This window comes from Pelomonas dachongensis (assembly GCF_043555865.1).
Taxonomy (GTDB): domain Bacteria; phylum Pseudomonadota; class Gammaproteobacteria; order Burkholderiales; family Burkholderiaceae_C; genus Pelomonas; species Pelomonas dachongensis.
Map to the genome: position 1 here is coordinate 259,238 of NZ_JBIGHY010000005.1, position 23,720 is coordinate 282,957.

Annotated in this window: 26 protein-coding genes; 10 read left to right on the forward strand and 16 right to left on the reverse strand. The window is 69.7% G+C overall.

All coding sequences use genetic code 11. The annotated features are described in order from the left end of the window. Window positions 1-154: 154 nt before the first annotated feature. Window positions 155-850 (reverse strand): urease accessory protein UreE, encoded by a 696-nt coding sequence (gene ureE / locus ACG02S_RS15455; protein WP_394471363.1) that lies wholly within the window; start codon window positions 848-850, stop codon window positions 155-157. Window positions 851-912: 62 nt separating this feature from the next. On the opposite strand from ureE, the gene ACG02S_RS15460 reads away from it, so the two are divergent. From ACG02S_RS15460 to ACG02S_RS15470, 3 genes are read left to right on the forward strand one after another with little or no spacing between them, the layout of a single operon-like run. Continuing rightward, window positions 913-1,137, forward strand: coding sequence for an AbrB/MazE/SpoVT family DNA-binding domain-containing protein (locus tag ACG02S_RS15460; RefSeq protein WP_394471364.1), 225 nt, complete (start codon window positions 913-915; stop codon window positions 1,135-1,137). Then, window positions 1,134-1,535, forward strand: coding sequence for a type II toxin-antitoxin system death-on-curing family toxin (locus ACG02S_RS15465; RefSeq protein WP_394471365.1), 402 nt, complete (start codon window positions 1,134-1,136; stop codon window positions 1,533-1,535). The genes ACG02S_RS15460 and ACG02S_RS15465 overlap by 4 nt, the downstream gene beginning before the upstream one ends. Before the next feature lie 17 nt (window positions 1,536-1,552). After that, on the forward strand, window positions 1,553-2,371 hold the full coding sequence (locus ACG02S_RS15470; RefSeq protein WP_394471366.1) for a crotonase/enoyl-CoA hydratase family protein: 819 nt from the start codon (window positions 1,553-1,555) through the stop codon (window positions 2,369-2,371). A gap of 36 nt (window positions 2,372-2,407) precedes the next feature. Here the strand turns inward: ACG02S_RS15470 and ACG02S_RS15475 are convergent, their stop codons facing one another. Both ACG02S_RS15475 and ACG02S_RS15480 read right to left on the reverse strand, forming a co-directional pair. Continuing rightward, entirely contained in the window at window positions 2,408-3,562 is a 1,155-nt protein-coding gene (locus tag ACG02S_RS15475; RefSeq protein ID WP_394471367.1) for a phospholipase A, read from the reverse strand. A gap of 150 nt (window positions 3,563-3,712) precedes the next feature. After that, window positions 3,713-4,387, reverse strand: a complete 675-nt coding sequence (locus ACG02S_RS15480; protein WP_394471368.1) for an ion channel — start codon at window positions 4,385-4,387, stop codon at window positions 3,713-3,715. A 151-nt stretch (window positions 4,388-4,538) separates the two neighbouring features. Between ACG02S_RS15480 and ACG02S_RS15485 the strand changes: the two genes are divergently transcribed. The 3 genes from ACG02S_RS15485 to ACG02S_RS15495 all read left to right on the forward strand — a co-directional run bounded on the left by ACG02S_RS15485 (window position 4,539) and on the right by ACG02S_RS15495 (window position 6,730). Then, entirely contained in the window at window positions 4,539-5,357 is an 819-nt protein-coding gene (locus tag ACG02S_RS15485; RefSeq protein WP_394471369.1) for an AraC family transcriptional regulator, read from the forward strand. A gap of 81 nt (window positions 5,358-5,438) precedes the next feature. After that, the gene (locus ACG02S_RS15490) at window positions 5,439-5,882 is read left to right on the forward strand and encodes a VOC family protein (RefSeq protein ID WP_394471370.1); all 444 of its coding nucleotides are present in this window, start codon (window positions 5,439-5,441) and stop codon (window positions 5,880-5,882) included. 185 nt (window positions 5,883-6,067) lie between these two features. Next, window positions 6,068-6,730 carry a hypothetical protein gene (locus tag ACG02S_RS15495; RefSeq protein ID WP_394471371.1) on the forward strand — a complete coding sequence of 221 codons (663 nt, stop codon included), beginning with the start codon at window positions 6,068-6,070 and terminating at the stop codon, window positions 6,728-6,730. A 44-nt stretch (window positions 6,731-6,774) separates the two neighbouring features. Here ACG02S_RS15495 and ACG02S_RS15500 read toward each other — a convergent pair whose 3' ends face one another. Further along, window positions 6,775-7,998, reverse strand: coding sequence for a CaiB/BaiF CoA transferase family protein (locus tag ACG02S_RS15500; protein WP_394471372.1), 1,224 nt, complete (start codon window positions 7,996-7,998; stop codon window positions 6,775-6,777). Between the two features lie 181 nt (window positions 7,999-8,179). Between ACG02S_RS15500 and ACG02S_RS15505 the strand changes: the two genes are divergently transcribed. The 3 genes from ACG02S_RS15505 to ACG02S_RS15515 all read left to right on the forward strand — a co-directional run bounded on the left by ACG02S_RS15505 (window position 8,180) and on the right by ACG02S_RS15515 (window position 10,119). Continuing rightward, window positions 8,180-9,268 carry a DUF3616 domain-containing protein gene (locus tag ACG02S_RS15505; protein ID WP_394471373.1) on the forward strand — a complete coding sequence of 363 codons (1,089 nt, stop codon included), beginning with the start codon at window positions 8,180-8,182 and terminating at the stop codon, window positions 9,266-9,268. A 90-nt stretch (window positions 9,269-9,358) separates the two neighbouring features. Beyond that, the gene (locus tag ACG02S_RS15510; protein WP_394471374.1) at window positions 9,359-9,907 is read left to right on the forward strand and encodes a histidine phosphatase family protein; all 549 of its coding nucleotides are present in this window, start codon (window positions 9,359-9,361) and stop codon (window positions 9,905-9,907) included. Window positions 9,908-9,978: 71 nt separating this feature from the next. Next, entirely contained in the window at window positions 9,979-10,119 is a 141-nt protein-coding gene (locus ACG02S_RS15515) for a hypothetical protein (RefSeq protein WP_394471375.1), read from the forward strand. A 429-nt stretch (window positions 10,120-10,548) separates the two neighbouring features. On the opposite strand, the gene ureC is transcribed toward ACG02S_RS15515, so the two are convergent. The 10 genes from ureC to apbC form a co-directional block, all read right to left on the reverse strand. After that, window positions 10,549-12,267 carry an urease subunit alpha gene (ureC, locus tag ACG02S_RS15520; protein ID WP_394471376.1) on the reverse strand — a complete coding sequence of 573 codons (1,719 nt, stop codon included), beginning with the start codon at window positions 12,265-12,267 and terminating at the stop codon, window positions 10,549-10,551. A gap of 76 nt (window positions 12,268-12,343) precedes the next feature. After that, a complete protein-coding gene (locus tag ACG02S_RS15525) occupies window positions 12,344-12,649 on the reverse strand; it encodes an urease subunit beta (RefSeq protein WP_394471377.1) in 306 nt (101 codons plus the stop codon). Continuing rightward, window positions 12,649-13,218: a HupE/UreJ family protein gene (locus ACG02S_RS15530; RefSeq protein ID WP_394471378.1), complete on the reverse strand. Its 570-nt coding sequence runs from the start codon at window positions 13,216-13,218 to the stop codon at window positions 12,649-12,651. Before ACG02S_RS15530 ends, ACG02S_RS15525 begins: the two co-directional genes overlap by 1 nt. A 9-nt stretch (window positions 13,219-13,227) precedes the next feature. After that, window positions 13,228-13,530 carry an urease subunit gamma gene (locus ACG02S_RS15535; protein ID WP_394471379.1) on the reverse strand — a complete coding sequence of 101 codons (303 nt, stop codon included), beginning with the start codon at window positions 13,528-13,530 and terminating at the stop codon, window positions 13,228-13,230. Window positions 13,531-13,533: 3 nt separating this feature from the next. Beyond that, window positions 13,534-14,121, reverse strand: coding sequence for a nitroreductase family protein (locus tag ACG02S_RS15540; protein WP_394471380.1), 588 nt, complete (start codon window positions 14,119-14,121; stop codon window positions 13,534-13,536). Then, complete coding sequence (gene phnE / locus ACG02S_RS15545) at window positions 14,118-14,873, reverse strand: phosphonate ABC transporter, permease protein PhnE (protein ID WP_394471381.1); 756 nt, start codon at window positions 14,871-14,873, stop codon at window positions 14,118-14,120. Before phnE (ACG02S_RS15545) ends, ACG02S_RS15540 begins: the two co-directional genes overlap by 4 nt. After that, entirely contained in the window at window positions 14,870-15,685 is an 816-nt protein-coding gene (gene phnE / locus ACG02S_RS15550) for a phosphonate ABC transporter, permease protein PhnE (protein ID WP_394471382.1), read from the reverse strand. The genes phnE (ACG02S_RS15545) and phnE (ACG02S_RS15550) overlap by 4 nt, the downstream gene beginning before the upstream one ends. Window positions 15,686-15,695: 10 nt before the next feature. Continuing rightward, window positions 15,696-16,502 carry a phosphonate ABC transporter ATP-binding protein gene (locus ACG02S_RS15555; protein ID WP_394471383.1) on the reverse strand — a complete coding sequence of 269 codons (807 nt, stop codon included), beginning with the start codon at window positions 16,500-16,502 and terminating at the stop codon, window positions 15,696-15,698. Then, entirely contained in the window at window positions 16,499-17,353 is an 855-nt protein-coding gene (locus ACG02S_RS15560) for a putative selenate ABC transporter substrate-binding protein (protein ID WP_394471384.1), read from the reverse strand. The genes ACG02S_RS15555 and ACG02S_RS15560 overlap by 4 nt, the downstream gene beginning before the upstream one ends. 9 nt (window positions 17,354-17,362) lie before the next feature. Further along, window positions 17,363-18,457, reverse strand: coding sequence for an iron-sulfur cluster carrier protein ApbC (gene apbC / locus ACG02S_RS15565; protein ID WP_394471385.1), 1,095 nt, complete (start codon window positions 18,455-18,457; stop codon window positions 17,363-17,365). Between the two features lie 127 nt (window positions 18,458-18,584). Here apbC and ACG02S_RS15570 point away from each other — a divergent pair, with 127 nt between their 5' ends. After that, window positions 18,585-20,885: a TonB-dependent receptor plug domain-containing protein gene (locus ACG02S_RS15570; protein WP_394471386.1), complete on the forward strand. Its 2,301-nt coding sequence runs from the start codon at window positions 18,585-18,587 to the stop codon at window positions 20,883-20,885. Between the two features lie 150 nt (window positions 20,886-21,035). On the opposite strand, the gene ACG02S_RS15575 is transcribed toward ACG02S_RS15570, so the two are convergent. Continuing rightward, complete coding sequence (locus tag ACG02S_RS15575) at window positions 21,036-22,961, reverse strand: bifunctional diguanylate cyclase/phosphodiesterase (protein WP_394471387.1); 1,926 nt, start codon at window positions 22,959-22,961, stop codon at window positions 21,036-21,038. Between the two features lie 13 nt (window positions 22,962-22,974). After that, complete coding sequence (locus ACG02S_RS15580) at window positions 22,975-23,649, reverse strand: transglutaminase-like cysteine peptidase (protein ID WP_394471388.1); 675 nt, start codon at window positions 23,647-23,649, stop codon at window positions 22,975-22,977. Between the last annotated feature and the right edge of the window lie 71 nt (window positions 23,650-23,720).

A 23,720-nucleotide genomic window follows, 5' to 3' on the forward strand; every position in this document is an offset into this window, starting at 1 on the left:
ACAAAGGCTCCCTGGTTGAGCGTCTGATGCCAGCCGCCCTCGTTCAGGGCAGGCATCCAACAAGCGCACCGCATGCTAACGGCCTGGCAGCGCGGCACCGGGAAGCGGCGGTTGCGTGCGGAGGTGCGGATTCCCCGCGACCGCCCCGTCGAGGTCAGTGCTTGTGGTCGTGCCCGCAACCCGGGCCGTGCACGTGGCCGGGTTGGCCATGCGCGGGGGTGTGGTCTTGGCCGTGGTCATGCGCGTGGTTACAGCCGGGGCCGTGCACATGGCCAGCGTCGTGCGCTTTGACAGGAATCGCGAGCGGCTTGCGCACCGGCGCGGGCTCGGTCGCGTGGCGATGATCATGATCGTCGTGCCCGTGGTGAGGGCCGTGGTGGTGGCCGTGTCCAGTCCCCTCGCCGTAGGCCCCGCCCTCGGGCTCGAACGCCGCGTGCGCCTCGGTGACGATGAGATGCTGGCGGCGCAGCATGTCGGCTAGCACGGCGTCGGGCTCGAACTGCAGCAGCGTGGGCTGCAGCTCCAGCGGCACGTGGCGGTTGCCCAGGTGGTAGGCGGCGCGCAGCAGGTCGAACGGCGAGCCGTGCTCGGCGCAATGGCGCACCTGCAGCACCGGCTGCGGCGCGGCGATGACGCGCAGCAGCGTGCCGTCCTCGGCCACCAGCACGTCGCTGCCGCGCAGCGTGGTGCCGCGCGGCAGCACGACGCCAATCTCGCGGCCGGTGGAGTCAGTGGCGGAGAAGCGGCTCTTGCTGCGCGTGTCCCAGTCCAGTTCGAGCGTGGGCGCGCGCTTGACGAGCACGGCGGCGAGGCCGGCGCCGCCGGCAATGCGTTTGGTGGCGTGAATCATGGGCTTGTCAACGGATGAGGCGGCCGATAGTATTACAGAAGTTATAACCATCGGAGGCGGCGGTGAGTGCGCTCAAGATTACCCAGATCGGCAACTCCCTCGGCGTGATTCTGCCCAAGGAGGTGCTGGCGCGCCTGAAGGTGGAGAAAGGTGATGTGCTCTACCTGTCGGAGGCCGTCAACGGCGTGTTGATCTCGCCCTACAGCCCCGAGTTCGAGCAGCAGATGGACGCGGCGCGCAGCATCATGAAGAAGCGCCGCGCCGTGCTGCGAGAACTGGCCAAGTGAATGCTTCCGGGCGCGAATGGCATTGGCTGAACGCCGATGTGTTGCGGGCCATCCATCACGAGCAACTGGCCGAGCACCGTGGCGCCACCGGCATTCGTGACGAGGGGCTGTTCGAGTCTGCCGTGACCCGGCCCCGGAACCTGGTGGCCTACGGACAGCCCGACGTGTTCGAGCTGGCGGCCGCCTATGCCGTCGGCCTGGCCAAGAACCATCCGTTCATCGATGGCAACAGGCGCACAGCCTACGTGGCCATGGAGCTGTTCCTGTCGCTCAACGGCCTGGAACTGCTTGCGAACGACGCCGACTGCGTCATCACCATGCTCGGCGTCGCGGCCAGCGAGATCAGTGAATCCGAGCTGGCCGACTGGCTCCGCCAGCAGGCCGAACCGATTGCCTGAAGCTTCAAGAGGTCTCTATGAGCACCCTGCAACTCGACACCCTCACCCTCTCCATCCACGACCACATCGCCACCGTGCGCCTGAACCGCCCGGACAAGGCCAACGCGATGAATGCGGTGATGTGGCAGGACATCCGCCGCGCGTTCGACTGGATCGACGGCCAGCCCGAGGTGCGCGTCGCGGTGCTGGAAGGCGAAGGCAGACACTTCACCGCCGGCATCGACCTGCAGATGATGATGGGCATCGCGCCGCAGATCGAGGACCCGTGCGACGGCCGCATGCGCGAGAGCCTGCGCCGCATCATCCTGGACATGCAGGACACGCTGACCAGCCTGGAGCGCTGCCGCAAGCCGGTGCTGGCCGCCGTGCATGGCGCCTGCGTGGGCGGCGGCATCGACCTGATCTGCGCCGCCGACATGCGCTACTGCAGCGCCGACGCCTACTTCTCCATCAAGGAAATCGACATCGGCATGGTGGCCGACGTCGGCACGCTGCAGCGGCTACCCAAGCTGATCGGCTCGCAGGGCCTCGTGCGCGAACTGGCCTACACCGGCCGGCGCATGGAGGCTGCCGAGGCGCGCGAGATCGGCCTCGTCAACCGCGTGTTCGACAGCCGCGAGACGCTGCAGGCCGGTGTGCGCGAGATCGCCGCCGCCATTGCCGCCAAGTCGCCGCTGTCCATCCGCGGCACCAAGGAGCAGCTGAACTACGCGCGCGACCACACGGTGGCCGACGGCCTGAACCACATCGCCACATGGAACGCCGCCATGCTGATGAGCGAGGACCTCACCAAGGCCATGATGGCCGGCAAGGGCGCGCCGACCTTCCGCGACTGACTTGCGGCTGAATCGCGGCTGACTTGCTGCCGCCGTTCAGAACTGCAGGAAGCTGAAGCCCGCGCCGACGCTGGTCTGGCGGAAGTTGTAGTCGGTCAGCGTCTCACCGTAGCCATTGAACACCTGCACATACCAGCGCAGGCCGTTAGGCTGGTCCTTGAACACCGGGTAGGTCCATTCGAACTGCAGCGCGCCGTACTTGGCGTCCTTCAGCGTCGTGCGGTAAGTCAGCTGCGCGGTGTGCTTCTGGTGCGCCCAGTTGACCTGGAACTCGCCGCGGCCGCGGTAGCCGACGAGGTCGGGATTGTTGTCGGTGTCGGCGCTCTCCTTGAGCCGCTTCAGGAAGCGCGCCACGAGGGACCAGTCGCCGCGCTCGAAACCGGCGGCCATGTTGATGCGGTTCCAGCTGCGCGACAGCGGGTCGGACTGGCCGTTGGACTGGTGCGCCAGCCCCAGCTGCGCGTAACGCCACTGCCAGCCCAGCGGCAGCTGGCGCCAGCTCTCGGGCGTCGGCACCACGTACATCAGCTCGGGCTCGTAGTCGCTGTTGCGGAAAGGCTTGGAATCCTTGCCGTTCCAGATCTGCCACATGGCCTGCTGCGTGAACGCGGCCCACAGGTCGGCGCCGGGCAGCAGCACGTCCTGCGCGAGCTTAGTCCGCAGCGACAACTGGAACTTGGCCTCCTCGCGCCGGAAGTTGGGCTGCTCCACCACCGCCTGGCTGGGCGACTGCGGCGAGCGGTTGATGCGTGTCGTCCAGTGAATCGGCAGCACGTAGTTGGCTCGGTAGCCGACGAAGTTGAAGACGCCACGCTTGTCTTGCGGCTCCAGCTCCCAGAACTTGGACATCAGGCTGGATGGCTCCTGCCGCTCGGCGGCCACTGCCACCACGTCGCCCTTGGGCGCCAGCAGCGAGGTGGACACGGGCACAGGCACGGCGGCGGCCGTGGGCGCGCCGCCGGCCGGGTTCTCGACGTAGGCCGGTGGAGCTGCGGGCGCGGACGCGCGGCCCATCGCCTTGTCGTAGCAGGCCAGCCGGTCAGCCGGCGCGCCGATCTCCACGCACTTGTCCAGCGCCGCCGGCTCAGCCGGAGCGGGAGCCGTCTGTGCCGCCAGCGGCGGCGCCAGCAACGCGATCAATGTTCCCGCCACGTACGGGCACCAGGGTTGTCCAGCAGACAGCACGCGCATCGTTCCTCCGGATCTTTTCGTCCACGCGGCTGCGGGCGGTATTGACCGCAGCCCGATGGCGCGGAAGTCTAGGGGTGGGCGTGCGTCAGGCCTGACGGCGCACACGCGCCGCGCTTGTAGGCGGGGATGAAGTCCGGCGCGTTGCTACCCTCAGCGGTCGCGGCGCAGCAACGTCAGCCCAATCAGCCGCGACACCACGGCGGCCAGGTACATGACGCCGACGAACATCTCCAGTGCCGTCAGCGCTCGGGCCAGCGGCTTGACGGGGATGACATCGCCGATGCCCGTGCTCGACAGCAGCGCGAAGCTGAGGAACATCAGCTCCGTCCAGGTGCGTGGCTGCTCGGCGTTGACGGCCGCCGAAAAACTGCCCGGCTGCACCGCCTGCAGCGCCACATAGGCGTAGGCGAAGCCCCAGGCCAGCAGCGTGAACGTGGCGCCCGCTGCGAACAGCTCATCCGTCGTCGCCTGCATGTCGCCCATCATGTAGGCCACCAGGCTGCCCGCCGCATAGAAATAGAAAAGCGCCTCCAGCCCGGCCGACCACGGCTGCAGCCAGTGCATGTGCCACACCGCCTGCAGCACCAGCATGACGATGGCAGGCAGCGCCAGGCCAACGCTCAGCCACATCAGCCCCGGCGTGCGCCGCACCATGCGTGTCGTGACCACGAGCACCGCAACGCCGAACCCGCTCAGCGCCAGCGGCCCGATGCGCGTGGACTCCAGCAGCGGGTACAGCAGCAGCCCGGCCAGCTGCACGATCAACAGAATGGCGGACGGATGGCGGCGCGTCAGCGCGAGGAGTCTTCGGTGGCGGACTTGCATGACGGGATTCTCGACGTTGCGCGACCGCCGCGGCCCTGCACGCTCCGCAGCCACGCGTCCTGGGCGAAGAGCCCCCGCCCCTCGGGCGAGGAGGCGCGCCGGCGGGTCACCCGCCTTGCCGGGGCTTGCCTTCGCGGCTACAAGCACGGCCATGTTCCTGAGCCAACGCCCCGCGCCGCCGCTGGCCGCGCATGTCGACTGCCTGTGGTACAGCGCCCGCGGCGAGCTGCCGCACACGCGCGAGCGCAGCCTGCCCACTGGCAGCGCCGACATCGTGGTTCCGCTGCTGCAGGACCACCTCGTGCGCTACGACGACGCGCTAGGGAACGCCGCCCGCCGGCTGCGCGGCGCCGTGGTGCAGGGCGCCCACGACCGTTTCAACGTGCGCGGCACCGAAGGCCCGTCGGCCGTCGTTGGCGTGCACTTCAGGCCGGGCGGCGCCGCCGCGTTCTTCGCCGGCGCGCTGCCGGCGTTGCGCAACCGCACCGAGCTGCTGGAGGACCTGTGGGGGCCGGTGGCCCGCACGCTGCGAGAGCGCATGCAGGCCGCGTCGTCGCCGCAGCAGGCCTTGCAGCTCATGCACGACCACCTGCTGCAGCGGCTGATGACTGCACCGGCGCCCGACCCACTGGCCACGTTCGCCGTCATGGCATTCCGCCGCGAGCCGGCCGGCGCCCGCGTGGCGCCGGTTCAGCATGCCAGCGGCTGCATGCCGGCGCAGTTCATCCGCCGCTTCGAGCAGGCGGTCGGGCTGACGCCCAAGCGTTATGCCCGCGTGCTGCGCCTGGGCGAGTTGCTACCCGCGCTCGCGCGCTGCGGACCGCGCGACTGGGCGCAGGTCGCGGCCGGCGGCGGCTACGCCGACCAGTCGCACCTGATCCGCGAGTTCCGCGCGTTGGCCGGCATGGCGCCCGGCGCCTACCGGCCGGTGCGCACCGACCAGCCGACCCACGTGGCCCTGCCGGACTGAAAAATATCCAATACACCCGTCGCCCGGGCGCCTACGCTGCGCCCACCGCGGCCGGTGCCGCCCTGATAAGGAGCTGTTGCGATGAATGCCATCCACGAAGTGTTTCCCTACCTGATGGTGCGCGACGCCCAGGCCGCCATCGCGTTCTATCAGCAGGCCTTCGGCGCGACCGAGCTGTTCCGGCTGGTCGAACCCTCCGGCCGCATCGGCCACGTCGAGCTGCAGCTGGGCCCGCTCGTGCTGATGGTGTGCGACGAGTTCCCCGAGTACGGCATGGTCGGCCCGCAGGACGGGCAGTTCACCGGCTGCACCCTCCACCTTCACGTCGACAACGCCGATGCGATGGCCGAACGCGCGGTGGCGGCCGGCGCCGTGATGGTCATGCCGCCCACCGACCAGTTCTACGGCGAACGCTCCTGCCGCCTGCGCGACCCGTTCGGCCACGCGTGGCTGCTGGGCCACTCCATCGAGCAGCTGACGCCCCAGGAAATGCAGCGGCGCTACACGGAGCTGATGGCGGGCTGACGCGCGGCACCCCGCACCGTCTGCTGCCTTCGGGCCTGCGAAGCGAACCCGTCTCACGGCGTGTCTGCAGGTGGGCAGCCGGCCGTTGCCGCCAGCACCAGGGAACCAAACCACCGCGGCGGCCCACTCAGAGCGGCCGCCATCCAAATGCCGGGGCCTTGAATTCACCTGGAAGGAAATCCCCGATGACGTTTGACAGCAAGAAAGCCGTGGAAGCCTGGAAGAAGGCCAAGCCATTGACGCTGACCGACACGGGAGTCTCCGACTTCCTGCGCAAGCTGCCGTCAGATCCGAAGTCCAAGACCTATCTCGCCGATCTGCGCAACGAGAAGCCCAAGCTACTGGCCTTCCTGAACAACGCCAAGATCAAGGCGGAGAAGAAGGCGTCGGCCTGCCTGAAGCAGATCCACGACGACATCGACAAGCACCTGGATGATGTCAAGGCCAATCGCAAGCATGTGCTCGGCGACATGGAACGCATCCGCGGCGCGGCCAAGGACTACTTCGCAGAAGCCATCAAGAAGCCGACCGAGCAGGGTCTTGGCGATCAGTGGATCAAGGTCATGCTGGCGGACCGCGGGTCACGCGTGGACGCCCGCTCGCCGGCAGCGCATGAATTCGACCCGCCCCTCAAGGCGCTGATCCACGACTGGCTCGCCGCCACGGCCACGCTGGACACTGCTCACACCGCCCTGCTGGGCCTGCTGCAGTTCCAGGCACAGAAGGTCAAGGCCGGCACGCCCATGCCGAACTTCCAGCCCGAGCTGTTGAAGCGGGTCAAGCAATTCGGCGATGCCGTGGGCAACCTCGACAAGGTCAAGCAAGCGGTCAACGGCATTCAGCTGTGAGGCTTCACCGTTGAGGGTGCCGGCGGGCTCACGCGCTGGCACCCTCACCTGACGATGCCGCGCTCCCGCAGCTGCGCGATCTGCTCGCCCGTCAGCCCCAGCTCCGCCAGCACCGCGTCCGAGTCCTGCCCCAGCGCCGGCGCATTGCGGCGGTGGCCTCCCGGTGTCGCGGACAGCTTGGGGCAGATGCCGGGCACGTCCAGCGCGCGGCCATCGGGAAGTCCGGGCAGCTGCACCTGCTGCACCATGCCGCGCGCCCGGTAGTGCGGGTCGGCTGCGATGTCGGCCACCGTGTAGATGCGCCCGGCCGGCACGTCGGCACCTGCCAGCGCGGCCAGTGCCTCGTCCACCGGCCGCTGCGCCGTCCAGGCGCCTATTGCCGCGTCGATCTCGGTCACCCGGGCTACGCGGCCGGCGTTGTCGGCCAGCGTAGGGTCTTGCCCCAGGTCGTCGCGGCCGATCACTACCATCAGCCGGCGGAAGATGCTGTCGCCATTGCCGGCGACCAGCGCGTAGCCGCCATCGGCGCAGCGGTAAGCGTTGCTGGGTGCGATGCCCGGCATGGCGCTGCCCGCCGGCTCGCGCACCACACCGAACGCGCTGTACTCGGGCAACAGACTCTCCATGCAATTGAAGACCGCCTCGTACAGTGCCACGTCGACAACCTGGCCCTGGCCGGTGGCATGGCGGTGCTGCAGCGCCAGCAAGACACCGATGACGCCGTGCAGCGCGGCGATCGTGTCGCCGATGCTGACGCCCGTGCGCACCGGCACGCGGCCGGGCTCGGCAGTCAGGTGGCGCAGCCCGGCCATGGCCTCGGCCACGGCGGCAAAGCCGGGCCGGTCGCGGTAGGGGCCGGTCTGCCCATAGCCGCTGACGCGCAACATGATGAGCCGCGGGTTGGCGGCCAGCAACTCATCCGGTCCCAGGCCCCAGCCTTCCATCGCGCCGGGTCGGAAGTTCTCTATCAGCACGTCGGCCTCGGCCGCGAGGCGCCGCACGACGTCCTGCCCCTGCGGCGTGCGCAGATCCAGCGCCAGCGAGCGCTTATTGCGCGACTGCACCTGCCACCACACCGACGTGCCATCCAGCAGCAGCCGCCACTTGCGCAGCGGATCGCCCCCGCCGGGTGGCTCGATCTTGATGACCTCGGCGCCGAAGTCGGCCAGCGTCTTGGCCGCAAACGGGCCGGCGATCAGCTGACCCAGTTCGACAACCTTGAGGCCAGCCAGCGCAGCGGGGGTGGCGGAAGAAGCGGCAGCAGTCATGCTGGCGAGTGTCCGGCGGCCCGGCAGCGCGAGCGTGCGGATCTGGCACGCGCAGGCTTGGCTTGCGACGAAGACCGCACCCAAAGACGACCCCGGTTCGCGCTAGGCTTGCACCCGTCGGCACTCACGTGCCCCAGACGATGCCCGCAGCCCCGGCTGCCCCACCCAGTCAGGTCGCACCGTGCCGAACAAGCGCAGCAACAATGCCGTCCGCCTCGAATTCACGGCGGAGTCCCTCGTCAAGACGAATCTCTCCGGTGCCGCCTTCACGGGCGACTGGCTCTGGGTCGCGGGCGACGAAGCCTGCGGCATCGACCGCCTGCGTAGGCTGGACAGCCAGGGGCCGGAGCTGCTGCGCTTCGGCGAGGTGCGCGACTTCCCGCTGGCCGACCTGCTTGACCTGCCCGGTGCCGCCGACGAGGAAGCCGACCTCGAAGGCATGGCTGCGCACGAGGGCATGCTGTGGGTGGTGGGCTCGCACGGCCTCAAGCGCAAGAACGCCAAGGATGGCAAGGACGACGCCGCCAACGCCAAGCGCCTCGCCAAGGTGAGCCTCGACGGCAACCGCCGCTTGCTGGCCTGCCTGCCCATCGAGCTCGACAAAGACGGCGAGCCCCGGCTCGTGCGGGAGGCCCGCGACGGGCGGCGGGCGCTGCGCCTGCGAGGCGATGCCGAGTCCAACCCGCTGACAGATGCCCTGGCCGACGACCCGCACTTCGGGCCCTACATGGCCATTCCCGGCAAGGACAACGGCTTTGACATCGAGGGCCTGGCCATCCACGGGCAGCGCCTGCTGCTGGGCCTGCGTGGGCCGGTGCTGCGCGGCTGGGCAGCGCTGCTGGAGGTGCAGATCGACGCCCGCGCTGATCACCTGCGGCTTGTGCCGCTGGACGACAGCGGCCGGCTGTTCCGCAAGCACTTCCTGCCGCTGGAAGGCATGGGCATCCGCGACCTGCACTTCTCGGGGGACGACCTGTTCATCCTGGCGGGCCCGACGATGGTGCTCGACGGAGAGATCCGGCTGTTCCGCTGGCCGGGCGCGAAGGCGCGGCTGGCAGAGAACCGCGAGCCCGTGCGGTTCGTGTCCAAGCTGGCGCAGTCGGCCACGCTGCCCCACGGGCGCGGCGTCAACCGCGCCGAGGCGGTGTGCGACCTGCCACCCGAACTCGCAGGCGGCGAGCCGGCCTGGCTGGTGCTGTACGACGCGCCAGGCCCTGACCGCCGCGACGGCGAGCACGCCGTGTTCGGCGACCTGGTACGGCACCGCTGAAGACCCGCCGGCGCACTAAAGGCTGAGTGGCTGCAGGGACATCCGTTGCGCCGCCGTGCCGCGCCACGCGGCCACGCAGAATCGGCGGCCATGCGATACCTGCTTGCCGGCCTGCTGGCCCTGCTGATCGGACCCGCCGGCGCGCTGGATCTGCGCGACGGCGACGTGGTGCTCTACCGGCACGCGCTGGCGCCGGGCGGCGGCGACCCGCCGGGCTTTCGCGCCGGAGACTGCAGCACCCAGCGCAACCTAAGCGACGCAGGCCGCGCGCAGGCCCGCCAACTGGGCGACGCGCTGCGCGGCCGGCTGGGTGCGCTGCCCGTGGGCGCCGTGTGGGCGTCGCCCTGGTGCCGCACGCTGGACACCGCGCGGCTCGCCTTCCCCGGACAGAGGGTGCAGCCGCAGGCTGCCTTCGCGTCCTTCTTCCAGCAGCCCGGCGATGAACCGGCCGTGCTGGCCCAGGCCCGTCAGCAACTGGCGAACTGGCGCGGGCCGGGCGTGCTGGTCGTCGTCACGCACCAGGTCAACATCACCGGGCTGACCGGCATCTTCCCGGCGTCGGGCGAGGGCGTCGCGCTGCGCTGGACGGCCGGTAACGGCCAGGTGCTGGGCAGGCTGGACCCGCCGGCCACGCGCTGACCGTAGGCGACTGGCGGCTGGCGGCAACGCCGCACACTGCCTCGCCCCAGCCTTCGGGCAACATCCGGCCGATGAAAGTCTTGCTCTCGCTGTTGCTGGCGCTGCTGGCCACCGACGGTGCGCAGACCCCGGCCCATAGCGTCAAGCAGGGGCTGTGCGAGCCGTCCGAGAGTCAATGCCATGTAAATGGAACAACCAGAAGCCAATTTTGAGCTGAGAGCATGTTGCGACTCTTGGTACCAATGCTTCGAGGTCGTGCCCTGGCACTACAACCACACTCGCATTGACGGTGCCAAGGTGACTACTTCGGCTACTGTGCATTCGAGCCTGCAGCCGTCGCCTTTCTCTACGCTCTGCACGACAGAGCCATTGACCAGATGGTGTTACCCACGTGATCTCGTGACCTGGGTTCGCGCAAACAAGGCCCTGAGCGAAGAAGACACACAGGGGCGAGTACTGCTTCGCTGCGAGGGCGGCCAGCCCTGCCCACAAGCCGGCTTTTGGAGCACCCCGGCTCAGACCACGAGTGCAAGTTCTGGTATCTGGCGGGATCGCGAAATCGCGAAATCGCGAAATCAATTTACACGCAATGCGACGCCATGCGTCGAGCCCAACCCCCGAGGAGCTGAGGACAGACCTCATCAAAACAAGAAATACCTCTGCGCCATCGGCAACTCCTTCGCCGGCTCGCAGGTCAGCAGCACGCCGTCCGCCCGCACCTCGTAGGTCTGCGCGTCGATCTCCATCGTCGGCAGGTAGTTGTTGAGCACCATGTCGGCCTTCCTGACCGAGCGGCAGCCCTTCACCGGCACCAGCGTCTTGGCCAAGCCCAGTTTCTCCACGTTGCTCTGGCCAGACTGGCTGATGAACGTCAGCGAACCCTGCTGCAGCGCGGCGCCGAACGAGCCGAACATCGGTCGGTAGTGCACCGGCTGGGGCGTCGGGATGCTCGCATTCGCATCGCCCATCGCGGCGGCCGCGATGAAGCCGCCTTTCAGAATCAGTGACGGCTTCACGCCGAAGAAGGCGGGCTTCCACAGTACGAGGTCGGCCCATTTGCCGACTTCAATCGAACCGACCTCGTGGCTGATGCCATGAGCTAGCGCGGGGTTGATGGCGAGCTTGGCGAGGTAGCGCTTCACGCGGGCGTTGTCGTTGCCGTCACCGTCGCCGGGCAGCGATCCGCGCTGCACCTTCATCTTGTGCGCGGTCTGCCAGCAGCGCAAGGAGACCTCGCCCACGCGGCCCATGGCCTGCGAGTCGGACGAGAACATGCTGATGGCGCCGAGGTCGTGCAGAATGTCTTCGGCGGCGATGGTTTCGCGACGGATGCGGCTCTCGGCAAAGGCCAGGTCCTCGGCGATGCCGGCGTCCAGGTGGTGGCACACCATCAGCATGTCGAGGTGCTCGTCCAGCGTGTTGACGGTGAAGGGCCGCGTCGGGTTGGTGGAGCTGGGCAGCACGTTGGCTTCGCCCACCACCTTCATGATGTCCGGCGCGTGGCCGCCGCCCGCGCCTTCGGTGTGGAAGCTGTGGATGGTGCGGCCCTTGAAGGCGGCAATCGTGTCTTCGACAAAGCCCGACTCGTTGAGCGTGTCGGTGTGGATGGCGACCTGCGTGTCGGTCGCCTCCGCCACGTTCAGGCAGTTGTCGATGGCGGCGGGCGTGGTGCCCCAGTCCTCGTGCAGCTTCAGGCCGATAGCGCCGGCGTCGATCTGCTGCATCAGGCCCTCGGGCCGGCTCGCATTGCCCTTGCCGAGGAAGCCGAGGTTCATCGGGAAGGCTTCGGCGGCCTTCAGCATCGTGGCGATGTGGTGCGGCCCCGGCGTGCAGGTGGTGGCCAGCGTGCCGGTGGCCGGGCCGGTGCCGCCGCCGATCATCGTCGTCACACCGCTCATCAGCGCCTCTTCGATCTGCTGCGGGCAGATGAAGTGGATGTGCGTGTCGATGGCGCCGGGCGTGACGATGAAGCCCTCGCCCGCGATGATTTCGGTGCCAGGGCCAATGACGATGTCCACGCCGGGCTGCACGTCGGGGTTGCCGGCCTTGCCGATGGCGGCGATGCGGCAGCCGCGCAGGCCGATGTCGGCCTTGACGATGCCCCAGTGGTCGACGATGACGGCGTTGGTGATGACGGTGTCGACCGCATAGCCCGGGCCGGGGCCGTTCATGCGTTGCGACTGGCCCATGCCGTCGCGCACGGTCTTGCCGCCACCGAACTTCACTTCTTCACCGTAGCCGCCAGCGCGCAGCGTCAGGTCTTGCTCAATCTCGATGATGAGGGCGGTGTCTGCCAGGCGCAACTTGTCGCCGACAGTGGGGCCGAGCATCTCGGCATAGGCACGGCGGCTGATCTTCATTTGAGTCTCCGCGCGACCGTCCGGAGGAGACGAGCGCCCCCTCGGGGGCCAGCGAACGCAGTGAGCGTGGGGGCTGTCATAAGTTTCCCTGAACCAAGCCGCGGAAGCCCCAGACCTGCCGGTCGCCGCCGAGATCGACCAGCTCGACAGTGCGCGTCTGCCCGGGCTCGAAGCGCACGGCGGTGCCGCTGCAAATGTTGAGTCGCATGCCGCGCGCGGCTTCGCGGTCGAAGCTCAGCGCGGCATTGGTCTCGGCGAAGTGGTAGTGCGAGCCGACCTGGATGGGCCGCTCGCCCGCGTTGGCGACCTTCAGCGTCAGCGCGCGGCGGCCGGGGTTCAGTTCGTGCTCGCCCTCGGCGGTGATCAGCTCGCCGGGGATCATCAGGCCACCCCGCCCAGGCGCACCACGGCCAGCGCGGCAACGCTGGCACCCAGCAGTGCGCGGGCCAGCACGGGGGCCTTGCGCAGCTTCCAGCCCAGCGCCAGGCCCGCACCGTGCAGCGCCAGCGTGGTGAAGACCATGCCGGCCAGCGCGGCATAACCGTGCAGTTCCAGCCCGTGCGCGGCGCCGTGGCTGAAGGCCAGGATGGCCGCGGTGGCCGCACCGGCTGCCGGCGGCATGGCCAGGCGCAGCGCCACCAGCAGACCCAGCACGGCCAGCGACACGGTGATGGCGGTCTCCATGGCCGGCATGTGCCAGCCGGTGGCCATGGACAGCAGCGCGCCGACCAGCAGCGAGGTAGCGAACGCCAGCGGCGCGCGCAGCGGTGACTTGAGCGCCATCGCGCTCCAGATGCCCACGGCCAGCATGGCAGCGAGGTGGTCGGGGCCGGTCAGCGGGTGCAGCATGCCGTCGACGAAACCGGACATGTGGCTGTGGTCGCCGGTGTGGGCCTGGGCGGCAGAGGCGGCCAGCAGGGGGAGGATCGCAATCCAGCGTTGCAGTTTCATGGGCGGTCTTCAGGCAATGGGTTGGTGGACGGTCACGAGCTTGGTGCCGTCGGGAAAGGTCGCTTCGACCTGGATCTCGGGAATCATCTCGGCGATGCCGTCCATGACGTCGGCGCGCGTCAGCACCTCGCGGCCCTCGCTCATCAGCTGGGCGACGGTCTTGCCGTCGCGGGCGCCTTCGAGGATGGCGGCGCTGATCAGCGCGACCGACTCGGGGTAGTTGAGCTTGAGGCCGCGGGCCTTGCGGCGCTCGGCAAGCAGAGCTGCGGTGAACAGCAACAGCTTGTCTTTCTCTCTAGGCGTGAGTTCCATAGTTCAGTCTCTCTTGCAAGGCAGGTGCCAGTCGATCAGCACCTGACCGGGGTCGGGCTTGCGGGACGGGCCGGCGGGCTTGCGGGACGGGGTGCCCAGCGCGATCCAGCCCGCCAGCGTCTCGCCGGGCTCGCAGAAGGCGGCGGCGACAGCCGCGTTGCGCACCTTGGCGCCGCTGAGCATCTTGCCGCCAAAGCCCAGCAGGTGCGCGGCCATCAGGAAGTTGGCGACCGCGCCGCCCACCGCGGCCCACTGCTCGTGCGCTGGCACCAACGGGTGCCCCAGGTCGATGCGGGCGACGACGGCCACGGTGACCGGTGGGCGCAGCGCGCGCTCGGCGTCCAGCGCGGCGCCCTCCTCGCCCTTGCCGGCCTCGCTGGCGGCGCCCGCAAACAGTGCGGCCATGGCCGTCCTGGCATCGCCACGCACCACCTTGAAGCGAAAAGGCACCAACTCGGCGTGGTCCGGTGCGCGCAGAGCGGCGGCCGTCATCAGCGCGAGTTGCGCATCGTCGGGGCCGGGTTCAGCAAGGTGCTTGGGGCCGACCGAGTAGCGGTCGAGCAGCAGGGGCAGCAGAGCGTTGGGATTCATCGGGTGAGGTGGCGGCGAACGGCCCAGGACAGCGCATCGACCAGGCCCACCAGCGCGATCATGCCGGCCAGCACGGCGCAGGTCTCGCGCATCTGGAACAGCCCCAGGTGGTAGCTCAGCATCTGGCCCAGCCCGCCGGCGCCGACGACGCCCAGCACGCTGGCCGCGCGGATGTTGTTCTCCCAGCGGTACAGCGTGTAGCTGACCAGCTGCGGCAGCGTCTGCGGCAGCGTGGCGAACAGCCACACGCTCAGTGGCCCCGCGCCGCGCTGGCGCAGCGACAGCGCCGCGTCGGCCGGTGCGTTCTCGAAGCTCTCGGCGAACAGCCGCCCCAGCACGCCGCTGGTGTGCAAAGCCAGCGCCAGCGTGCCCGGCAGCGGGCCTAGGCCGGCGAGGATGAGCAGCAGCGCCGCCCACACCAGCTCGGGCACGCTGCGCAGCGCGTTCAGCACCAGACGCGTGAGCGTCCGCGCCGGGCCGCTGCCCGACGCCGGCAGCGCCAGTGCGAGGCCACCCCACACAGCCAGCAGCGTGCCCACCGCCGACATCGCCAGCGTCTCCAGCAGGGCCCAGCCCGTCTTGGCGAGGAATGCCGGCGAGGTCTCGGGCGGGAAGAAACTGACCGCGAAGCGGCCCATGCTGGCCAGCGCGTCGGCGCCCAGGAAGGCGGCCCATTGCAGGTCGAGCGACCAGAAGCTGGCGATGACCAGCGCCACGAGGGCCAGCAGCACGGCGGCGGTGGACCCTCTCATGCGAGCCTTCCGCGCAACCAACGGCTGAACGCATCGCTCAGCATGACCAGCGCGATGAACACCAGCAGGATCGCGCTGACCTCGGCGCCCGCGAACATCTTGGCCGCGTTGTCCAGCTGCTGGCCCAGGCCGCCGGCCCCAACGAATCCCAGCACCACCGACGACCGCACCGCGCACTCCCAGCGGTAGACGGTGTAGCTCAGAAGCTCGGGCAGGCTGCTGGGCAGCGCGCCGAACAGCAGTGCCTGCCAGCGCGAGCTGCCGGCGCGCAGCAGCGCCTGCGTGGGCGCGGGGTCGGCGCTCTCCAGGATCTCCGCGTACACCTTGCCCAGCATGCCCCCGTAGGCGATGGCGATGGCCAGCACGCCGGCCGTCGGCCCCAGGCCCACGACGCGCACGAACACCAGCGCCCACACCAGTTCAGGGACGGAGCGCAGCGCCACCAGCAGCGCCCGCACACCGCGGCGCAGCCAGCGCGCCGGGCCGGGGTGCCCTTCCAGCGTGCTGGCCGACAGCCGCGCCGTGGACAGCAGCGAAAGCGGCACGGCGATGACCAGCGCCAACGTCAACCCGGCCGTGGCGATGGCGACCGTGCGCCAGGTTTCGCGCGCCAGCAGCACGAGGAATTCGGCGTCCATCCTTGGCGGGAAGAACTGCACGAGAAAGCGGCCGGTGGCCGCCAGGCTGCGCTCGTCGAACAACGTCCACGGCTTGAACTCGGCCAGCACCAGCAGCGGCCACAGCAGCACGGCGCCGGCCAGCAGCGCGAGCGAGCGCCGGGCCAGCGCGGGGTCGCGCAGTGCGGGGGCCATCACCGGCATGTCAACGGCACATCGCCTGCGGGAGCGGCAACGGCTGTGCCGGAGGCGCCGCGTCGGCCATTGGCGCCAACTGGCTGCGGTACAGCTCGTCCAGCAGCTCGCCACCAAGGCCGGCCGGTGCGCCGTCGTAGACGACGCGGCCGGCGCTCAGCGCCACGACGCGCGGGAAGCGCGCGAGCGCCAGGTCCACCTGGTGCAGGCTGCACACGAGCGCCGCACCGGCCTCGCGGGCGCCTTTCTGCAGCGCGGCCAGTGACCGCTCGGCGCGGGCGGGGTCCAGTGCCGCCAGCGGCTCGTCGGCCAGCCACAGCCGCGTGTCGGACACCAGCAGCCGCGCCAGGCCCACACGCTGGCGCTCGCCGCCGGAGAGCCGGTCGACGCGCAGCCAGAGCTTGTCGGGCAGGTCCAGCTTCTCCAGCGCGGCGTGCGCCAGCGGCGCATCCGGCGGGCTCCACAGCGTGCGCAGCGCGCGACCGAAAGACATGCGCGGCAGCCGCGCGGCCAGCACAGCGACGGCCACGCGCTGGCGCGGCGGCAGCGGGGGGTGCTGCGGCGCCAGCGCAATGCCCGTGCGCAAGAGCCGCCGCTCGCTGCGGGTCAGCACCCAGGGCTCGCGGCCTTCCAGCGCGAAGCGGCCGGCCAGCGGCTCCTGCATCAGCGCCAGCAGGTTCAACAGCGTCGTCTTGCCGGCACCTGACGCGCCGATGACGGCCACCTGCTCGCCAGCAGCCAGTTCGAGGTCGACCCCGTGCAGCACTGGCGCCGTACCGCCCAGCGCGGCAGCGGCGATGCCGCTCAGCGAGATCACTTCAGCAGACCAGCGTTCTCGGCAGCGGCCTTGATCCCGGTGTAGTTCTCGGGCTTGCTGGGGATGAACTTCGTCGCGCGTTGCAGGCCCAGGATCTCCTTGCCCTGCGGCGTGTTCGGGTCCAGCGCCAGGAAGGCGGCCTTGATCTTGTCCTGCAGCGCCCGCGGCATGTCAGCGTGGACCGACCAGTTGTAGTCGTAGTACGGCGGCGTCGTGTAGAAGACCTTGACCTGGGCCGGGTCCACCTTCTTCTCGGCGACGAACTTCTCCCACACCGAGATGTTCAGTGCGCCGGCGTCGACCTTGCCACTGGCCACCGCGGCGATGGTCGCGTCATGCGCGCCGCTGAAGGCGACGCGCTTCAGGTCGGTGTCGGGGTTGACCTTGGCGCCCAGCAGGAAGCTGCGCGGCATCAGGTGCCCGGAGGTGCTACTTTGCGAGCCGAAGGACAACGTCTTGCCCTTCAGGTCTTCCAGCTTCGCGATGCCGCTTTTCGCGTCGGTGATGAACACGGAGCGGAACTTCTCGTCTTCCTCACGCTGCACCAGCGGCACGATCTTGCCGCCGGAGCGCACGTTGGCCTGCACGAAGGTGAAGCCGCCGAACCAGGCCAGGTCGATCTTCCTGTTGACGACGGTCTCGACGGCTGCGGCGTAGTCGGTCACCGGCGTCCACTCGACCTTCATGCCGAGCTTGCTTTCGAGGTAGGCGCCCAGCGGCGCGAACTTGCGCGCCAGCTCGGTGGGCGACTCGTCGGGGATGGCGGTCACGCGCAGCACGGCTTGTGCGTGGACAGCGGAGGCCACCAGCACAAGGCCGGCGACGAGGAAGCGGCGGGTCAGTCGGGTCATGGCGTGTCCTCAGCTGTTCTTGGAAATGGAGATGGTCGGAAACTTGGACGAATAGTCCTTGCTCTGCGCCGCGATCTTGGACGTGAGCTTGCGCGCCAGCGCCTTGTACAGCGCGGCCACTTCGCCGCCGGGTTCGGCGGCGACTGTGGGAGTGCCGGCGTCGGCCTGGGCGCGGATGCTCATGGCCAGCGGCAGCGAGGCCAGCAGCTCGGTCCCGTACTGCTCCGCCATCTTCTGGCCGCCCTCGGCGCCGAAGATGTGCTCGGCATGGCCGCAATTGCTGCAGATGTGCACGGCCATGTTCTCGACGATGCCCAGGATGGGGATGCCCACCTTCTCGAACATCTTCAGGCCCTTCTTCGCATCGATGAGCGCAATGTCCTGCGGCGTGGTGACGATGACCGCGCCGGTCACGGGTACGCGCTGCGACAGGGTGAGCTGGATGTCGCCGGTGCCGGGCGGCATGTCGATGATGAGGTAGTCCAGGTCTTTCCAGTTGGTCTGGCGCAGCAGCTGCTCCAACGCCTGCGTGGCCATGGGGCCGCGCCAGATCATGGCCTGATCGTCGTCCACCAGGAAACCAATGGAGTTGACCTGCAGGCCATGGGCGATGTGCGGCTCCATGGTCTGGCCGTCGGTGCTCTCGGGCCGGCCGCTGGCGCCCAGCATCAGCGGCTGGCTGGGGCCGTAGACGTCGGCGTCCAGCACGCCCACGCGGGCACCCTCGGCATGCAGCGCCAGCGCCAGGTTGGCGGCCGTGGTGCTCTTGCCGACGCCGCCTTTGCCGGACGCGACGGCGATGATGTTCTTGACCCCCGGCAGCAGCTGTACACCGCGCTGCACGGCGTGGGCGACGACGCTCGTCGTGATGGTGACGTTGACGTTGCGGACACCCGGCAGCGTGCGGGCCGCGGTCTGCAGCGCAGCGCGCAGCGCGTCGTGCTGGCTGGCGGCCGGATAGCCAAGATCGACCTCGACGACGACATCGGCGCCGTCGATGCGCAGCGACTTCAACGCCTTGGACTCGCCGAGGGAGCGGGCGCTGCCGGGGTCGACAACGGCTTGCAGCAGGGGCCGCAGCGCGGCTTCGGAAATGGCGGTCATGGGCGGCAGGGCATCACGGCGAAACGGGCCGGAAGTCTAGCCCTCGCGGGCCGCCGGCCCTGGCACGCGCATTCTTTCTTAACAGAGGAGCCACATCGCGGCATGCCCGGCATGGCAAGCTGGCCACATGCCCTTCAGACGCCTTCGCATCCCTGCTGCCGTGGCGCTGGTCGCCTGCGGCGGCCTGCCTGCCGCCTTCGCCCAGACCAACCCCGTCGCTCCCGCCACCCCGGCCGCCCCTCAGGCCGCCGCCTCGGCCCCCGCCCGCGCTGCCCGGCCGCCTGCACGCCAGGCCGCACCGGACGCCCGCACCAGCGAACAGCTGCAGCGCGTGGAAGTGAGCGGCACGGCCAGCGACAACGCCATCCGCCGCGCGTCGACGGCCAGCAAGATCGTCATCACGCGCGACGAGATCGAGCGCTATGGCGACTCCACCGTCGGCGAGGTGCTGAAGCGCCTGCCGGGCGTGACCACCGGCGGCCGCCCGGGCCGAGGCGGCGACGTGCGCATGCGCGGCATGGGCGGCGGCTTCACGCAGATCCTCGTTGACGGCGAGCGCATGCCGCCCGGCTTCTCGCTGGACCAGCTGCCGCCCGAGCAGGTCGAGCGCATCGAGGTGCTACGCGCGCCCACGGCCGAGTACGGCACGCGCGCCATTGCCGGCACCATCAACGTGGTGCTGCGCGAGCCCATGAAGAAGCGGCTCAACGAGTTCCGCGCCGGCGTTGGCTTCGAGCGCGGCAAGGCCAGCCCCAACATCAGCTGGAGCCGCAACGACAGCTTCGGCGCCGGCCACACCTACAACTTCAGCGTCAACGCGATGAGTGGCGAGCGGCTGGACGATGTCTTCAGCGACATCGTGCGGACGAACCGCATCACTGGGGCGGAGCTGCTGCAATCCACGCGCGGCACCAATGAGGGCACCCGCGAGAGCATCAACCTGAACGGCCGCGTGCAGTTCAAGCTGGGCGGGCAGGACACGCTGTCCATCCAGCCCTTCGTCGTTGTCAACAAGGGCGACAGCCGCTCGGACATCCTGCGCACGGTCACGCCGGCCGCCGTGGACGACTACGACCGCGTGCAGACCGAGGGCGACAACCGCTTCACGATGGCGCGGTTGAACGCGCAGTGGCAGATGCGCCCAGATGCCGACACGCGCTTTGAACTGCGCGGTGGCGTGGGCGGCGCCAGCGGCGACAGCCACAGCCTGCGCCGCGAGAACTACCCGCAGCGCCCCGCCGACGAGCGTGAGCGGCTGCAGGAGGACACGACCAGCAGCCGCGACCGCAGCTGGAACCTGGTGGGCAAGTATTCGCGCAGCCTGCAGAACGACCACAGCCTCGTGTTCGGCTTCGAGGGCGAAGGCAACACCCGGAGCTCGCACCGTGTGACGTTGATCGACGGCGTCTCGCAGGAGGGGCTGGGCGAGTTCGGCGACGACATGGACGCGTCCACCACACGCTTCGCGGCCTATGCCCAGGACGAGTGGACCCTCGGCAAGCAGTGGGACTTCTACGCCGGCCTGCGCTGGGAGGGCATCAAGACCGAGAGCAGTGCGGTGAACTACGTCGTCAGCAACACCTCCAGCGTGTTCACGCCGCTGGCGCACGCGCGATACAAGCTGGACCCGGCCGGCCGCGAGGCCATCCGCATGAGCCTGACGCGCAGCTACCGCAGCCCGCAGCTCAACGACCTGATCGCCCGGCCCAGCATCAACACCGACGTGCGCCACGACATCACGACGCCGGACCGCGCCGGCAACCCGGACCTGAAGCCGGAGCTGGCGACGGGCGTGGAGATCGGCTACGAGAAGTACCTGACCAAGGGCGGCATGCTCAGCGCCAACTTCTTCGCGCGCCGCATCAGCAACGTGATGCGCAACGTGATCGAGCTGGAGACCGTGTCCTGGAGCCCCACGCCGCGCTGGGTCGCCCGGCCGCGCAACCTCGGCAAGGCCAGCACAATGGGGCTGGAGCTGGAGGCCAAGTTCCGGCTGGACGAGTACTTCGACGACGCGCTGCCGATCAACGTGCGCAGCAACCTCAGCTTCTTCACATCCAAGGTGGGTGGACTGCCGGGGCCCAACAACCGCATCGAAGGCCAGCCCAAGGCGACGGCCAACCTGGGCTTCGACTACCGGCTGCGCTCAGTGCCGGTGTCGCTGGGCGCGTCACTCAACTGGACGCCGTCGTCCACCATCCAGCAGACGGCGCTGACCGAGATCACCACCAACCGCAAGCTTGTCTCCGACGCGTTTGCGATGTGGAACATCACGCCCGAGCAGTCGCTACGGCTGTCGGCCAGCAACCTGACGCCGCTGGACTACTACACCGGCAGCATCAGCATGACGGACACGCAGATCGTCACGTCGCGCAGCGGGGGGCCGAGCTATACGCAGTGGCAGTTGCGGTGGGAGATGAAGGTTTGAGGCTAGCTTGCCGGCTTTGAAGGGAGCGGTGCTACGAGCCCGTTTTCTTTGTTTGGGTCGCTTTTGCGGGGATCGCGTTGCCCGGTGCATAGCCGGGGCGGGGCTCACGGCAACCTCTCGATGAGCAGTACGCCTCGCCAAAGCGCCCATTTACTGCGCGCCTGAAGCCGTCACCCACGGCCCCGTCAAACCATCCAGCTCGCAGTCCCACAACGCCTGCGCGTCCATCTCGTCCACGACGCCCTCGCCATAGACCTTCAAGGCCAGGCTGCGCAGCATGATGACCATGCCGCGCACGAAGGCCACGCGGCCCGCCTCGCCAGCCACGCCGAGCAAGACAGAAGCGTCCAGCTTCACGTAGTCCAGCCCGGCCTGGTAGAGCCGCTCCACCTGAGCCAGACCCGCACCGGCATGCTCCAGCCCCAGCTTCACGCCCAGCGGGCGCAATTGGCGGCCCAGCTCCTGCAGGCGGTCGAAGTGCTCGGCGGCGGCCGACTCGGCCAGGTCCAGAAGGAGGCCGCGCGCCGCCTGCGGCAAGTTCGCGGCGAGGTCGCGCAGCTGCGGCAGGAAAGTGGCATCTACCAGCGACGCCGGCGCGATGTTGATGCAGCGCGCCTGGCCGTCGGCCGCGATGGCCTGCAGCGCCAGCGACACCGCCAGCAGATCGATGGACGCTGTCATGCGCGCCCGCACCGCCAGCGGCAGCCACGCTGCGGCCGGCAGCACGTCGGCGTCCAGCTGCAACTGCAGCGGGCACTCCAGGTGCAGCAGGCGGCCACCGCGGTCGCGCACCGCGAACTCCACCAGCCGGCCGCGGCGCTGCGCCACCGCCTGCTGCAGCTGAGCGCGCCACAGGCCTTCGCCCTGCTCGCGGCCCGGGCCCGCCGTCGCCACCACCTGCACCACGCTGCTGCTGCCGCTCACCTGGGCCTCGTGCTCCGCCCGCGCCAGCGCCGCGTCGGCCTCGCCCAGCCAGACGCTGCTGGAGCGTTCCCGCGGCAGCTCCACGGCGCCCAGCGCCACCTGCACGCCGGCGCCGAACGCCGGCAGGCCGGCTCTCAGCGCGTCGGCTAGCGCCTGCGCCGTCTCGGCGGCCACGCCCTCGGCGGGCAGCCACAGCGCGAAGTCGCTACCGTTCAGGCGCCCGGCGCGGCAGCCCGCCACCGAGGAGGGGTAGGCCTTCAGCGCGGCTGCGAGCGTCTGCAGCGCGTCGTCCACGGCGCGGCGGCCCAGCCGCAGGTTCAGGCCGTGCAGGTCGTGCAGCCGCACCATCACCAGGCCGGCGACGACCGGGCCTTCGTCGCGCTGCAGCGCGGCATCCAGCTCGGCCAGGAAATGCTTGCGCGTCATGACACCGGTCTGCGGATCCAGGTAGACCTGCTCGCGCAGCACCAGCAGCTGGCTGGCCTGGGCCTCGAACATGTCCTTGACCCGCTGCACCATCGCGTTCATCGCGCGGGTCAGGCGCTGCAGCTCGGGCACGCGCGGCTCCACCACCTGGCCGAAGCGGCCCGCCAGCACGCCCTCGGCCTGCTCGACCGCGGCGTCCAGCGGCCGGCGGATGCGCCGCAGCCCCGCCCAGGCGGCCACGGCCGCCACGATGCCCACGCCCAGCAGCCAGGCCAGCAGCAGCCGCGAGGCGCGCCACAGCGCGTCGTGGGCATAGGTGGAATGGCTCTTCAACTCGACGACGCCGATCGCGTTCCAGCCGTTGGACAGCTGGGCCACGCCGGGCGCCACGTCCATGGGCACCAGCTCGCGGAACCAGCCCGGCGCCTCGCCGGCGCGCGGCGCGCCCACGCGCTCGAACAGCGTGCGTCCCTTGGCATCGCGCCAACGCACGAACTCGTAGGCACCGGTGTCGAACTGCGCCGACACCAGCAGCTGGATCAGATCGGCATCGCCGCGCTGCTGCGACAGCGCCAGCGCCAGCGCCTGCGCGTTGTCCGCGTTCTTCAACTCCAGCTGCGTGTGCATCAGCCGCTGGGCCGACAGCGTGGACAGGCCCACGGCCCCCACCAACGCCGCCAGCACCACGGCCAGCAGCAACCAGGCCACCTGGCGCATCAACGACATGATCCGTCCCTCATCAAAGGAATCCCTCCGCCCGCACCTTGGCCACCACCTCGCGCCACAGCGACAGCCGCACCAGCGGGTCGCCCTGCGTCACCTGCCCCACGCCCTGCCACAGGCCGTCGGTGTTGAAGCTGAACACCGGCGTCAGGTCGGGCCGTTGCGAAGCGGGCAGCACCTCGGTCCGCAGGTTGTCCAGGATCAGCGGTTCGGCGTCCGGCTGCGCATGGTAGGCCAGCACCATGTGGGCCAGCGAGCGCCCGTCCATGCGGGCCCGCACGTAGACCATGCGCAGCCGCGCCGCCGGCACGCCGCTGGCCACGAGGCTGAAGTACTTGGCGATGGCGTAATCCTCGCAGTCGCCCGCGCGCCGCTCCAGGCTCTCCAGCGGGCTGGCCCAGTAGTCCGGCAGGCCCCAGGTGACGGCGTCGTCGCGGAAGGCAAGGCGGCGGTTGAAGAAGTCGTTGATATCGCGCAGCCGCTGCGGCTCGTCCTGCGCCGCGCTGCGCTCGATCTGCAGCAGCAACGCCTGCGCCTGCTCCGCCACGCGCGGGCCGCGCTGCGCGGCGACCTCCAGCACCCGGGCCGCGTCGTAGGCCGTCGCCAGCATCGCCGGGCTGGCCATCAACGCGGCCAGCCACCAGCGGATCAAGCCCAGACGGAGGGCAACGCGGAATGGGCGGGTGGACAAGGAGGGGCGGCGGGCCGAAAGTGGATTTCACTGTACCCGCGCGCTGGCCGCTGCCGCCCCGCGCGCAGCGG